Here is a 14734-nt window from a genome sequence, read left to right as displayed (position 1 = left end):
AATTCTCCCAAAAAAAAAAGAACAAGTCCGTTCATATATCCGTTATATATATTATAACCTGAACTGGTAAAAAAAACAAGCACCAATATGGTGCTTGTTTAAAAAGCCATATTATTTTAATTAAATTGAAGAAAAACCCATATTTAATAATCTTAATTAATTCTATATTAATTTATACTCTTCAAGTATTTGACGTAACTGTTCCTGTTGGGAATGGCTCAACTCCATAAGTGGTGGTCTTAAACTGCCAACCCTGTGTCCGGCCATATTCAGAGCAGCTTTAACCGGAATAGGATTAGTGGTTAAAAACATGGCAGAGAATATGGGACCCAGCTCTTTGTTTAATTGTATAGCTTTATTAATTCTTCCATCTTTAAAGTCTCTTATCATTTCCTTAATCTTATTACCTACCAGATGAGAAGCTACACTCACAACACCATGGCCCCCTACTGAAAGGACCGGTAAAGTTAAAGTATCATCTCCACTGTATATATAAAAATCATCGGGCAGTATCCGGGCCAGGGTAGAAACCTGTTCTAAGTTACCACTGGCTTCCTTTATAGCCACAATATTATCAACCTGAGCGAGTTTTTTAACAGTCCCGGGTTCTATATTTCTGGACGTCCTTCCTGGAACATTATAAAGCATGACCGGTAGGGAAGTTTTTTCAGCTATTAACTTAAAATGATTATAAAGACCATCCTGTGGTGGCTTATTATAATAAGGTACAACCAGCATAACACCATCTACCCCGATATCTTCTGCCTTAACAGTCAGTTCAATACTTTCTTCTGTTGAATAAGAACCAGTTCCAGCAACAATAGAGGCCCTACCCCCAACTTCATCAACGATTTCCTCAAGAAGCCTTATTTTTTCTGTTTTGGTAAGGGTTGGAGTCTCTCCAGTAGTACCCAGTACCACCAACCCATCAGAACCGTTTTCAATTAAATATGAAGCTAACCTGCGGGCCTGGCTATAATCTACAGCATTCCCGGCATCAAGGGGTGTAACCATGGCAGTTAAAACTTCCCCAAAATCTTTAGCCATTTTATCCCTCCAGACTATATTATTCTTCCAGTTTAAAGGCAGAATGCAATGCATTCAAAGCCTTTTTTTCTTCCTGTTTTTTAACCAGACATGAAATAGTAGTATGGGAATCAGTTGTCTGGTATATCGAGATATTTTCCCTGGATAAAGCCTCAACAATTCTTGCCATGACACCAGGTCTTCCCGTCATTCCACCACCCACCACTGATACTTTGGCAAAATCATCTGCTATTTCAAAATTGAAATTGTTATCAGATAAAATTTTTTTAACCTTATCTTCTAATTCATCAACAATAATAAATGAAATAGCTTCCGGTCTTATATTGATAAAATCAACACTAATCCCGTTTTTTGACAAAACCTTGAAAACAGCCAGTCCGTTAGCATATTCAGCAACCTTTCTGGGAATAACCCTGACGAAAATAATATTACGACGGCTGGTAACGGCAGTAACGGGACGATCACCTTTTATTCCCTTATAACCATTCTGGATTATGGTACCTGGGTTTTCATTGAATATAGACCTTACCCTGATTGGTATTCCTTCTCTCATTGCTATCTCAGCTGCTCTGGGATGGAGAACCCGGGCCCCCTGATAGGCAAGTTCACAGACTTCGTTATAACTTACCTTATCAAGTATTTTGGCCTTATCTACCATGCTTGGATCTGCAGTCATGACCCCTTCAACATCTGTAAAGATTTCAATAAAAGAGGCATTAATGGCTGCGCCGATAACACTCGCTGTCGTATCACTACCACCACGTCCCAGGGTGGTAATTTCCCCGTCCATATTAACCCCCTGAAAACCGGCGATAACCGGGATAATATTACTATTGATAAGTTCCATTATTTTTTCTGGATTCACTTTTATTACTGACGAGTCTCCAAAATTATTATCAGTTACTATACCGGCCTGAGCACCGGTTAAAGCCCTTGCCTTTAAACCAAATGACGACAGGGTTTGCACCATTACAACCGCAGAAATAACTTCTCCACAGGACATTAGCATATCTTTTTCACGGGGGTCAATATCTTCAGACACCCGGTAGACCATATTTATTAAGGTATCGGTAGCATAGGGGTCACCTTTTCTACCCATGGCCGAAACAACAACTACCGGATAATTTCCTCTTTCCACAGCTGACTTAATATGTCTGGCTGCAATTTCTCTCTTTTCCTGTGTATCTAAAGAGGTACCACCAAATTTCTGTACAATTATCTTCATAAACAACCTCCCTGTAACCTGCTAAAAACCGGAAGGAATCTACAAACAAAGCTATTTAATAAGTTCTTCCGCAATCTGGACAGCATTTAAAGCTGCCCCTTTTCTTAAATTATTGGCAACAATCCACATATTAAGACCCAATTCATGTGATAAATCTTCCCTAATTCTTCCGACCAGTACATTATCATCATCTTCAGACATTAGAGGTAGAGGATATAATAGCCTTCCAGGTTCATCTACAACCTTTATCCCGGAAGCTTTATTTAATATTCTTTTAGCCTCATCGACTGTAATTTTTTCTTTTGTTTGAACATTAACAGATTCTGAATGTCCGTAAAAAACAGGTACTCTGGCAGCTGTTGCCGATACTTTCAAATCTGGATCATTCAGTATTTTCCTTGTCTCGTTAACCATTTTCATTTCTTCCTGGGTATACCCATTTTCCTTAAAGATATCAATATGTGGTAAGACATTAAATGCAATCTGGTATGGATATACAGATGACTCAATATCTTTTCCTTTTATATACTCTTTCACCTGTTTTTTTAGTTCTTCAATCGCCTTTTTCCCGGTACCGGATACAGCCTGATAGGTGCTAACTATGATACGTTCTATACCTACAGTATCATAAATCGGTTTTAAGGCAACAACCATTTGTATGGTAGAACAATTGGGGTTAGCAATTATTCCTTCATGTTCAAAAATCTTTTCAGGATTAATCTCTGGTACTACCAGGGGTACTCTCTTATCCATTCTAAAGGCATTGCTATTATCAATAACTACCGCCCCTTCTTTTACTGCCAGTGGGGCAATTTTTTTACTCGGTCCACTACCGGCACTGAAAAGGGCAATATCTACATCCTTAAAGACACCTTCCCTGGTCACCTGGACTTCAATAGTTTCACCCTTAAAATTTATTCTGGTTCCGGCTGACCGTTCGGTTGCCAGAAGTTTTAACTTATTTACCGGAAAATTACGTTGCTCCAGTACCTTAACCATTTCTCTTCCAACAGCACCAGTTGCTCCAACAACTGCAATATTATAACTACTCAAATTACTCCCCTCCAGTTCAAATATAACTATATTCATTTTACCATAATTATTCATAAAAGCAAACTAAATTCCCCGGTATTCTATTAAAACAGGTTGAATTTGTTTTTTCTCCAGGGCAAATTCTGCTGCCCTGGTAACAAGATCAAATCTGGCTACAAGTGAATTCTTTTTTGAATCAGGGTTATCCTGCCCAAAGGGAACAAAGAATATATTTTTCGTATTTAGTAATATTCCAAGGTTTTTAGCATTCATCCCCAACCCGTCATTGGTTGCAATAGCTAAAAGCACGGGCCTGTCGTTCCTTAACTGGGCCTTGGCTGCCATAACTACTGTTTCATCAATAATACCATTGGCCAGTTTGGCCATTGTATTACCTGTACAGGGGGCTATAATCAATAGATCAAGCATTTTTCCCGGTCCGATCGGTTCAGCTTCAACAACCGACTTTATCAATGGCTTCTGGGTTATATCCAGTATCTTTTTTAACCACTTATCAGCAGGACCAAACTTAGTATCACGGTTAAGGATGGCTTCTGATATAATCGGTGTAACATCAGCCCCGGACTCAACAACCTCTTCTAAAACCGGCATAACACGATCCAGTGTACAATGGGAACCGGTAATCCCGAAACCTATCTTTTTACCGGATAAATTCAAATCTGACACCTCCTCCAGTTCCCGTAATACTAATTTCCCTTAATAATGTCAGGTATAACCTCACTCAATATTTGCCCGGATGTTACTGGAGCGACTTTACCAGGGAGACCAGGTGCTAAAATTGCTTTAATACCCAATTCGTCAGCACTGTTAAAATCAGTACCACCCGGTGGGGAAGCCAGATCAATTATGACAGCTTCTTTTTGCAGTAACTCTATATATTCCCGGGTGATTACCTGAGCAGGTACTGTATTTATTAATAAATCCATTTTTTCCAGGTAGTTGGTAAGGTTATCATAGCTTAACATTTTAATACCCAGGTCCCTGGCCCTGGCTACAGCAGCTTTATTTCTGGTAACACCATAGCAACTGGCTCCCAGGGCCTTAAGCCTCCAGGCAACAGATATACCTACCCTTCCCAATCCAAATACAAGGCAATTACTCTCAAAAATAGTAACCGGAGTTTCTTCTATCGCAATTTTTAAAGCCCCTTCGGCAGTAGGTACAGCATTCAAAATAGCAACCTCATCTAAATCAGCCAGTTCAACATAATTTACTTTCCTTTCTTTTAATAATTTTTTCTGGTAAGGACGGGCAATACCGATAATAAATAAACTACCAGGTTTAAGTAAATCAAAAAAGCGGTCATCCAGTTTTATTTTCCTGTCAATAAATGTCGCTTTTAAGTAACCTTCTTCATCTGTACTTGACATGGGTGCAATTACAACATCTGTATTTTTTATAACCTTATTAAGGGAACTGTAATATTCTATATTATTATGTGTTTTTGCTTCTGGGGTAGCCAGTATCTTTAACTTATATCCCAGTTTAGCCAGTTCCTTCATCAAGACCCATTCTCTAGCATCTCCACCAACAATAGCTATTGTTTTCAGAACACCTACCCCCTTTTTAAAATTATATACAGTATTAATATATGTATGTACCCTGTGGAAAGTGCAGATATAAAAATAAAAAGGCCTGTTACGGCCTTTCATCAAAAATAATTAAATTACAGTATTTTTTCAAGTCCATATACCAGACCATTAATATCAGTTATTTTCTTGAGGGCAAGCTTTACCCCTGGCATAAATGATTTTCTACTATATGAATCATGTCTTATGGTTAAGGTCTGGCCTTCTCCACCGAAGATAACTTCCTGATGGGCCACAAGGCCGGGTAATCTTACACTGTGAATATTTACTCCATTTTTATTTCCTCCCCGGGCCCCCTTGATTCTTTCAATTTCATTAATTCCATTGTTTTCACAGTTATTCATGTTTCTATTAATTAATTCAGCAGTTTTTATAGAAGTACCTGAAGGAGCATCAATCTTCTGATTATGATGTAATTCAATTATCTCAACATCCTTAAAATACCTGGCCGCTTCTCTTGAAAACTCCATCATCAAAACCGCCCCTATTGCAAAGTTGGGTACGATTAATGCATTTACATTATTTGCTTCAGCCAGGTCCTTAATTTCCTTTAAATCAACCTCAGTAATTCCGGTAGTGCCTACAATCATATGTACTTTATGGGAAAGACCTGTCTTTATATTGTTCATCACAACTTCAGGTATCGTAAAGTCTATTATTACATCTGGATTTGTTTTCTGGATCGCTTCTGTAAGATCACCGTATATTGTCACTCTGTCCCCCTTCAAACCTAACAGATCCATAATATTTTCTCCAATGCCTTTCATATCACAGGCACCGACCAATAAATCTTCAGTTTCTTCAACTACAGTCTTTACTACTTCCTGACCCATCTTGCCCATGGCTCCGTTAACTAAAACCCTTTTCACTGTAATCACCCTTTCCTGTATACATAACTAATCTTAAAATAGTATAAACTAATAGATATTCATCATTTAGGAATATATATTTATTAATATTATACCATTGTCCTTTTATTTTTAAAGGGAAAACCCTGCTTATTAATAAATATATATCAAAATTACAGTTAAATTAAGAATAAAATAAGTTCTACTATTCCACAATATAAAAGAACACTAAAAAGGAGGACATTAATGGCTGAAAACAAAGAAAAAATAGCTTATTTTTGTATGGAATATGGTCTTGATCAAAAATTACCCCTTTATGCCGGGGGTCTGGGGGTTTTAGCCGGGGATTATTTGAAAGCTGCCCATGACAAAAAGGCCCCGATTATCGGTATAGGTATGCTCTGGTGGCAGGATTATACAACCCAGCTTATTGGTAAAGATGGTTATCCCCATGATACGTATCCAACATATAGCTTTGATTATATAGAAGATACAGGGATTACTGTTACTGTCCAGATTGAAGGAAAAGACGTAAACTGTAAAATCTATAAAACTAATCAGTTTGAAAATGCCCCCCTGTACTTGCTTGATGCCGGCCATCCTGATAGTGAATTTGGCTGGATTAATGACAGATTATATGGTGGTGATGACCGAAAAAGAATAGCCCAGGAAATTGTTCTGGGAATAGGTGGTGTCCGTGCTTTAAGGGCCCTAAATATTGAAGTCGATAAATACCATTTCAATGAAGGTCATGCAGCCTTTGCTGGTTTTGAATTAATAAGGGAAAAAATGAATAACAACAATATGGATTTCGAAAATGCCCTGGAAGAGACCAGAAAGGAAATTGTTTTTACTACCCATACACCTGTTTCAGCCGGTAATGAACAGCACCACCTGGATTTAATTGAAAGTATGGGAGCTAACAATGGACTAACAAGAGAACAATTATGGCAAATCGGTGGCGATCCCTTTAATATGACAGCCGCCTGTTTACATATGTCATATGTTGCAAATGGTGTTTCCAAACTCCATGGAGAAACGGCCAGGCGAATGTGGCAGCATCTTGATAAAAAAGCCCCTATTATCTCTATCACCAATGGAGTTCATGTTAAAACATGGCAAAACCCTGAAATTAAAGAAGCCTTTGAGCAAAATAAAAACCTGTGGGATGTTCATATGAAGTATAAAAAGAAACTGGTTAATTTCATTGCGGAAAAAACAGATGCCAGGATGAACCCAGATAACCTTATCGTCGGCTTTGCCCGTCGGGCTGCCCCCTATAAAAGAAGTGAACTAATATTCAGAGATACAGACAAAATTGATGATCTATTAACATCTGGTAAAATGCAGCTTGTTTTCTCCGGTAAAGCCCACCCCAATGACCATTACGGTAAAGATATTGTCGCTACCCTGGTCAAAATGGATCAAAAGTACAAAGATAATGTAGTATTTTTAGAAAATTACGGTATGAAAATAACCAAATATCTGGTTCAGGGCTGTGATGTCTGGTTAAATAACCCCAGACGCCCTCTCGAAGCCAGTGGTACTTCCGGTATGAAGGCAGCAATAAACGGTGTTCTTAATCTCAGTGTCCTTGATGGCTGGGTTGCTGAAGGGCCAGAACATGGTATCAGTGGCTGGATTATTGATGAAGTCTTTGAGAGCCTGGATGAAAAACTTGAAGAAGATGAAAAAGACCTTAAGGCCCTTTACAAAATATTAAGGGAAGAAGTTATCCCTATTTACTATAATGACAGGGATAGATGGGAAGAAATGATGAAAGCCAGTATTGCCATGTCACACCGTAAGTTTTCAGCAGCACGAATGTTAGAAGATTATTACAACCTTATGTATAATAAAAAAGCCGAGCCTGCCCTGATTTAAGCGGGCAGCTCCTCGGCCTTCTTTTTTAAATTTCTACCATAATAGTTGGTACCCCAAACCCCAGTTATAATCATAACAGCTCCTATTATCTGAAACCAGTAAAAAGGTTCATTTCTAAAAATTATCCCGGCCATAACGGAAATAACGGTTGTCAAATTGGAAAAGACAGCTGATTGAAATGACTGGATCCGGGAAAGGGTAAAATTAACCAGGAAAAAAGCTACAACAGAAGATAATATACCAAGATACATGACTGACGTTAATACATGTGGTCTGAGTATTATCCCAAAATAGATTTTCCAGTTACCCCTGATTTGCCAGAAACTGATAATATTAAAAAAAATAGCACCGAACCACATCATAACAAATGTTATTTCCACCGGTTTAAAATTTAAGGATAATTTCCTTGATAATATATTATATATACCTGCCATGGAAACAGCACCCAGTAAAAGGAAAATGCCAAAATAATTCTTTTCTACTGACAGTGCCCCCTTCATTACCATGATAAAAGCCACCCCGACCACTGAAAGGATAATAAAAAATAACTGAACCCGGTTAGGTTTTTCCTTTAGAAAAATTGAGGCTAAAATGGCAACAACAACGGGAATCAAAGAAATCATTAATCCCGCTTCCGATGATGTAGTCAAATGAATTCCCAGGGTTTCAAAGACAAAATATAAGACAGGCTGAATCAACGCCAGAGTGAATAATAGTCCCAGTTTTTTTCCTTTTAGATTTATTTTTATCAATCCTGTCACATATAAAAGGGTTAAAACCAGGGCGGCAGTTGCAAACCTGTATCCAAGCAGTTGAAAGGGGGAAATTATATCCAGGGCTTCTTTTGTAAACATAAAAGAAAACCCAAAAATTGTCGAGAATGTTATTCCGGAAATAACGGGCAAATATTTATTAGGCATTATGTATTCCTCCCTATATTAGATATTCTGTATAAATTCTTAAAATCTCGGCAACAGACCAGGCCTGGGCAAAACAACCCCTGGGTATATGAGGGTAATTTCCATCAAAAATTTCAGAAATACTGCCCAGTCCATATTCTTTTATATGATCATAAAAGGGTTTCATCATTTCCTGGACATTTTTTTTAGCCTGTGGTGAAAATTTGTTTACCTTAAGGTATGCTTCAAAAAAGGGTCCTATCAACCAACCCCAGACAGTCCCCTGATGGTAAGCCCCATCACGCTCCAGGCGCTTGCCTGAATACTTACCTTTATATTCGGAATGAGATGGATTCAAACTCCTTAACCCCAGGGGTACATAGAGCTCTTCCATAACCTTTTTAACCACCATCTTTTCTTTATTATCTGGCAAAAGTGAAAAAGGTAAACTAACTGAAAATATTTGATTTGGTCTTAGACTCTTATCTTTTCTGTTACCATCAATAACATCATAAAGATATTTGCCTTTGTTATACCAGAATTTTTTCTCATAATTTACTTCAATTTTATCTATAATATCCATAAATTCAGGTTCCCTGTTAAGAATACTACTTAGATAATTATATATCTTTAAGGCATTATACCACAGGGCATTTATTTCCACAGCTTTGCCATGGCGTGGGGTTACAACCCAGTCCTCTACTTTAACATCCATCCAGGTTAGCTGAGTGGATGGATTCCCGGCACAGAGCAAGCCATCTTCGTTATCCACTTTAATATCATAATCAGTGCCTTGAATATGGTATTCGATTATTTCTTTAAGCCCCGGAATTATTTTCTTTATAAAATCCTTATCCCGGGTATATTTATAATATTTATAAATAGCATAAAAAAACCATAGGGCAGCATCTACTGTATTGTATTGGGCTGCTTCTCCAGAATAATCATCAAAGACATTGGGTAACAGGCCTCTTTTAATATTTAATGCAAAGGTAGTCAGTATTTCCCGGGCTTCTTTATATCTACCGGTAGCCAGGGTTAATCCTGGAAGGGAAATCATTGTATCCCGGCCCCAGTCTGTAAACCAGGGAAAGCCAGCAAGTATAGTTTTCTTGCCGGTTGACCTCCGGTAAGCTATAAAATGATCGGCACTTTTAATTAACTGATCTATAAACGTATTTCTTTTTTTGGGGTAATTCTGTAATAAAGACTGTTGTTTATCCATATACTGGTTTTTCCACTTCTTATAGTTAATTTTCTCTACCCTCTCTGTTGAAAATACAATTGTAAATTGACAGGTTTCTTCTAAATCTACAATTAATTTTCCAGGTAGATAATGATCTTCCCTATCCCCCAGACCCCGGTAAGCTTCAAAGGGATAATACATATTTTTATAAAATGATTCTTTAATTTTAAAATAACCTTTATCCCATAACATATAAAGGGGGTAATTATTTAAATCGAAGGATATACTTTTAAAATTTTTATCATAACTATTAATTTTATAAGATTTGCCCCTGGTCTTCTGGTCCTGTTCAGGTCGACTTAATATAGTTTCCCCGTGAAAGTCCCTTGAGTTTAACACTGGAGTTAGTTCCAGCAGGGCCGGAAAATCTCCATCAAGAATATGATAATGAACTACCGTAATATTTTTCCCGGGAACCATAAATATTGATTTTTTAATAAGAAAGCTTTTATAGGAATAAACATAGACAGGATATGGTTTATATCTAAAAGATAATAAAAATTTATAACCGGAGTCCTCAAGTTCTTTATTTTTTAAATTTGATGCCAGGTTAACCCTGGTATTATCTATTACGAGAGTATCATCGACTTTGCTTACCATTAATCTTCTTTCTACCGGTGGATTAAACGAAGCTATCAATAGTCCATGATAACGTCTGGTATTGGCTCCAGATTCAGTCGAACTGGCAAAAGAACCAAGTCCATTGGTAACAAGCCATTCGTTTCTGAACATACAGGCCTGCTCCCGACAGCTTTCAGGTAAAAACTCCTCCATTTAAATTCCTCCATTCCCTTGATAAGAAATTATGTCCTGGGGGGCCAGGGACCGTAATACTGATAATATTGACACTCTATACCACCATTATATAGTTTCCGTCTCTTACTGGCCCTTTTTCCAAAAAAATTTTCAAACCTGCTATGGGAAGTCAAAATATAAAATGACCAGGTGTCGAGGGGCTTAAGCTTTCGTCCCATCTCTCTATAAAGTTTTTCCACTGAGCTTCTTTCGCTTAGTCTCTCTCCATAAGGAGGATTAGTAATTATATAACCGTATTTTCTGCTTGTTGAAAAGTCGGAAAAATCCCTCTGTTGAAAATGTATATAATCAGCAACACCGGCCTTCCGGGAATGGTGTCTTGCTATACCGATAACATTTTCATCTCTATCTGTTCCCATAATCAACCTTGGGTTAAACTCATCTTTAATCAGATCCCTTGCTTCCTCACGGGCTTCTTTCCATAACTTTTGTCCTATACAAGGCCATTTTTCAGAAACAAATTCCCTGTTTAGTCCAGGGGCAATATTTTTTCCAATCATGGCCGTTTCAATGGGGATTGTCCCTGAACCACAGAAAGGGTCTATAAGAATTCGGTCTTCATTCCATTTACTCAAATAAATCATTGCTGCAGCTATAGTTTCCTGTAAGGGAGCTTTGGTAACAAGTTCCCGGTACCCCCTTTTATGTAAGCCATCTCCACTTGTATCAATTGTCAGGGTAGCTATATCTTTATGTATTGCAACCTGTATTGGAAAAACAGGACCATCTTCCTCAAACCAGGAACAATGGTATCGGGTTTTAAGCTTATCAACAATAGCTTTTTTAACAATGGACTGACAGGCAGGGACACTGTGAAGCTTTGATTTTACTGACTTACCACTGACTGGAAAGGCAGCATGTTCTGGAAGCCACTTATCCCAGGGAAAGGAATAAGTTTTTTCATATAAGTCATCAAAGGTTATCGCCTTAAACTCGCCCACCTTTAGTTGAACCCTTTCCGCACACCTCAACCAGATATTAGCACGACATATAGCTTTTAAATCTCCCTTAAAAACAATTTTACCATTCTGGACATTTATAATATGATAACCGAGGTCTTTTACCTCTTTTTTTACTATACTCTCCAGACCAAATGTTGATGTTGCTATTAATTCAATTTCTTCCATAATAATATTCCCTCTACACTCCTTTATTTAAATATAGTTTAAGTCTAATGTTTATTATTTTTATTATAACTTTCATATACTATTAAATCAATTATTTAAAGTTATTATGTTTGTGTCAAGCATTAGTAGGTAAATAAATAGAAACCCAATATTTATACAAATCAATTCAAACAGTGACCAGTTGCTTTATCGCTTTTACCCAGTCTTTACCACTATCAACTCCGTATAGTACTGGCATCTTTGCCTGTAACCAGTTACTGCAATTCCCTGTATATTTCCTTTTGCGGTACTTTAAGACTTTGATCGGACTCTTAATTTTATAATACTCATCATTAAGCCGTTCTTTTAATTTCTTATTATGTTTTAACATTAATATTTTAGCCATTGCCTCAGCACCTTTTTTACTCCAACTCATCCCCTGATTCTTCATCCTTCTTGCTATATTTTTATCTACATAACCCTCAACTACTCCCATACCATATAACTTCTTTTTTTGCTTTAATTTCTCAGGAAGTCTATAACGGTAGTCTAGTAAGTGTTCTTTATACTTTTGGTAATGCTTAACTAGTTTATGCTGCTGTTTTTGTTTTTCTTTTGTCTTTGCTTCCCATATTAGTGATTCTAAAGTGTCTAAAAATGCCTGGACTTCTCCTTCTTGTAAAACCTTATATAACCCTTCAGCTATTTCATATCCAAAATGTCTGCTTACATCCTTCTTTATATGAAAACGATCCAGTTGTACTATTAAGCCAGGAAAATAGTCTTTTGCTGTTTCTTGAATCCATGAAGCTCCATCACCATTTAAAACAACCTGGGTATTGGTTAAATCATATTCTTTACTTATCTCACTACTAAATTCTTCCCAGAAAGAATCAGCATCTTTATACATTCCCATTACTACCTTAGGATTTTTTAATCTTCTTCTGCTTTTCGCTGGAGTTTCGTAGTTCCAACCTTCATGTACTACCCCAACTTTAATTTCCATTCTTTCTTTATCTTCTTGACTGCTGACCATTATTCCATCTGCTTCTATGAATAAAAGATCCTTCTCTTTTTTCCCACCTACCTGTAATTTTCCTTCAGTAAAAACCTTCTCTCTTTCGTATTCTATTCTTTTTGATTCTCGTTCCCCAAACTCTCTTACCTCTTTATGGATGGTAGCATGACTTAGTGATGGAAAACCTGCTTCTTCAATTACTTCTTCTACCTGTCTAAATGATAGCATACTTGAAAGGCTAACCAGTAATTTCAGGTATTCTCCACTAACTCTTCTTCCTTTACGTATATTTAATTTATCATCTAAAAGAAATATATAGTCATTCTTACTGTTTTTCTTCTTATATAGCCTTCTTTTTATCTTTATTTCTCCTAATTTTGTAGCAATGTTCTTTTTTCTGAAACCTACAACTTCTAAATCTTTTGGCTTAGTCCTAAATAGTTCTTCTTCAAGTTCTTTTATAAATTTTTCCATAATTATTAACGCAAGTTTCGAAACAGTTTCTTGAACGTGTAAAATTTAAGTAGGAAAAGAAGGAAAACAAGGTATAGATAAAGAAATAGAGACCTCAAACAAACCCGACCAAAGGAGTTGAGGTCTCTATGGTAAATATTTTACTACAAAACATAACAGATATCAATACCTTGGAGAAGGCAGCACTGGAACTTGCAAGGCAGATAATGGAGAAGGCAATAGAAAAGCTTGAAGAAGAGCTATTTAAAAATAAAGATAAAAATTTAGAAGTAGTAAGATTTTTAGAAAGAACGATATCGACTAAAGTTGGAAACATCAAGCTTAGAAGGCGACTATATAAAGACCAAAAAACAGGAAAAAGCGTCATTTTACTGGACAAAAAACTGGGGTTAAAAAAGAAAAAAAGAGTAAGTGGAGAATACCTAAAACTGCTGGTAATACTGGCAAGTAAGATGAGCTACAGGCAAGTGGAGGAAGTACTGGCTGAAGCCGGTTTTCCCCATTTAAGCCATACAAGCATCTTTAATGAAGTCAGGGATTTTGGAAAAAGGGAGTCAGAGAGACTCAAACATGAAAAAGAGGAAGTATTCACAGGAGGTAAGATTTTAAAAGGAGAGGAAAAAGAAATACCATTACTGTTCATTGAAGCTGACGGGATAATGGTTAGTAGTCAGGAAGAAGGAGGAAAGAAGCTGGAAATCAAACTGGGATTAATCCATGAGGGCTGGGAATATACTAGTCCAGCAAAAAAACGGAAGAGATTGAAGGAGCCACAAATAGTAGCAGGAGTCTATGAAAAAGCAGATGACTTTTATGAAGAATTAATCCATCAAATAAGCAAAAAATATAATCTTGAAAACACTTTAGTAGTATTAAACGGGGACGGTGCCAGCTGGATACAAAAGACCAGTAAGGAATACTTTGAAAATATAATAGTACAACTGGATAGGTATCATATAAAAAGAGATGTAGGATTATACTTTGGACGAGAAGTTGCAGATGATTTATGCAGGGTATTAGCAGAAGGAAGAAAGCAGGTATTTCTGGACACATTGGAATCGTTAATATGTATGGGAGAAACAGCTGAAAACCGAGAAAAGAGGAGGAAAATAATAAAGCATTTCCAAAAGTATGAAGAGCACTTATTAGATTACAGATATCGGATACCAACAGAATTAAGGGATGAAGAATTACATGGGATGGGGGCAGCTGAGGGCTATGTGGATAAGAATGTGGCTCGCAGGATGAAAAACCAGGGAATGAGTTGGAGCAAAAAAGGTGCTGAGGCAATGGCTAGAATTTTAATGTTAAAACATAACAAGGAATTAAAAGAAAGACTTGGAGATCAGTATTACACAATAAAAAACCCGGTAAGGAAAATAAAATATATGTTTAAGAAAGCGGACAGGGATTGGAGTAAGTGGTTACAGGCAAAAATACCTGCAATAAATGGTCCAGATAGCGGTAAAGATTGGGTAAAAGCAATAAGAGGACTGGCAACTATTTAGAATAAATATTTATGGGTTGTT

Annotated in this window: 12 protein-coding genes; 2 read left to right on the top strand and 10 right to left on the bottom strand. The window is 37.0% G+C overall.

Annotated features, from left to right (window positions below):
* Nucleotides 1-162: 162 nt before the first annotated feature.
* From dapA to dapB, 6 genes are read right to left on the bottom strand one after another with little or no spacing between them, the layout of a single operon-like run.
* The gene (gene dapA / locus HORE_RS04555) at nucleotides 163-1047 is read right to left on the bottom strand and encodes a 4-hydroxy-tetrahydrodipicolinate synthase (protein WP_012635812.1); all 885 of its coding nucleotides are present in this window, start codon (nucleotides 1045-1047) and stop codon (nucleotides 163-165) included.
* 19 nt (nucleotides 1048-1066) lie between these two features.
* Nucleotides 1067-2272, bottom strand: coding sequence for an aspartate kinase (gene dapG, locus HORE_RS04550; protein ID WP_012635811.1), 1206 nt, complete (start codon nucleotides 2270-2272; stop codon nucleotides 1067-1069).
* A gap of 51 nt (nucleotides 2273-2323) precedes the next feature.
* On the bottom strand, nucleotides 2324-3361 hold the full coding sequence (locus tag HORE_RS04545) for an aspartate-semialdehyde dehydrogenase (RefSeq protein ID WP_226984191.1): 1038 nt from the start codon (nucleotides 3359-3361) through the stop codon (nucleotides 2324-2326).
* 27 nt (nucleotides 3362-3388) lie between these two features.
* Complete coding sequence (locus HORE_RS04540; protein WP_143710025.1) at nucleotides 3389-3982, bottom strand: dipicolinate synthase subunit B; 594 nt, start codon at nucleotides 3980-3982, stop codon at nucleotides 3389-3391.
* Between the two features lie 29 nt (nucleotides 3983-4011).
* Nucleotides 4012-4977, bottom strand: coding sequence for a dipicolinate synthase subunit DpsA (dpsA, locus tag HORE_RS04535; RefSeq protein WP_012635808.1), 966 nt, complete (start codon nucleotides 4975-4977; stop codon nucleotides 4012-4014).
* A gap of 14 nt (nucleotides 4978-4991) precedes the next feature.
* The gene (dapB, locus tag HORE_RS04530; RefSeq protein WP_012635807.1) at nucleotides 4992-5783 is read right to left on the bottom strand and encodes a 4-hydroxy-tetrahydrodipicolinate reductase; all 792 of its coding nucleotides are present in this window, start codon (nucleotides 5781-5783) and stop codon (nucleotides 4992-4994) included.
* 225 nt (nucleotides 5784-6008) lie between these two features.
* Here dapB and glgP point away from each other — a divergent pair, with 225 nt between their 5' ends.
* The gene (gene glgP / locus HORE_RS04525) at nucleotides 6009-7646 is read left to right on the top strand and encodes an alpha-glucan family phosphorylase (RefSeq protein ID WP_012635806.1); all 1638 of its coding nucleotides are present in this window, start codon (nucleotides 6009-6011) and stop codon (nucleotides 7644-7646) included.
* Here the strand turns inward: glgP and HORE_RS04520 are convergent.
* From HORE_RS04520 to HORE_RS04505, 4 genes are all read right to left on the bottom strand, one after another.
* Nucleotides 7643-8566: a DMT family transporter gene (locus tag HORE_RS04520; protein ID WP_012635805.1), complete on the bottom strand. Its 924-nt coding sequence runs from the start codon at nucleotides 8564-8566 to the stop codon at nucleotides 7643-7645. The two genes, glgP and HORE_RS04520, sit on opposite strands and share 4 nt — an antisense overlap.
* A gap of 13 nt (nucleotides 8567-8579) precedes the next feature.
* The gene (locus HORE_RS04515; protein ID WP_012635804.1) at nucleotides 8580-10565 is read right to left on the bottom strand and encodes an amylo-alpha-1,6-glucosidase; all 1986 of its coding nucleotides are present in this window, start codon (nucleotides 10563-10565) and stop codon (nucleotides 8580-8582) included.
* Nucleotides 10566-10594: 29 nt separating this feature from the next.
* Entirely contained in the window at nucleotides 10595-11734 is a 1140-nt protein-coding gene (locus HORE_RS04510; RefSeq protein WP_012635803.1) for a THUMP domain-containing class I SAM-dependent RNA methyltransferase, read from the bottom strand.
* Nucleotides 11735-11900: 166 nt separating this feature from the next.
* Nucleotides 11901-13250, bottom strand: coding sequence for an ISLre2 family transposase (locus HORE_RS04505; RefSeq protein WP_143710024.1), 1350 nt, complete (start codon nucleotides 13248-13250; stop codon nucleotides 11901-11903).
* Between the two features lie 83 nt (nucleotides 13251-13333).
* Here HORE_RS04505 and HORE_RS04500 point away from each other — a divergent pair, with 83 nt between their 5' ends.
* A complete protein-coding gene (locus HORE_RS04500) occupies nucleotides 13334-14713 on the top strand; it encodes an ISLre2 family transposase (protein WP_012635801.1) in 1380 nt (459 codons plus the stop codon).
* Nucleotides 14714-14734 lie beyond the last annotated feature (21 nt).

This window comes from Halothermothrix orenii H 168 (genome assembly GCF_000020485.1).
Taxonomy (GTDB): Bacteria; Bacillota; Halanaerobiia; order Halanaerobiales; family Halothermotrichaceae; genus Halothermothrix; species Halothermothrix orenii.
This window is presented reverse-complemented; position numbering and strand designations above follow the sequence as displayed.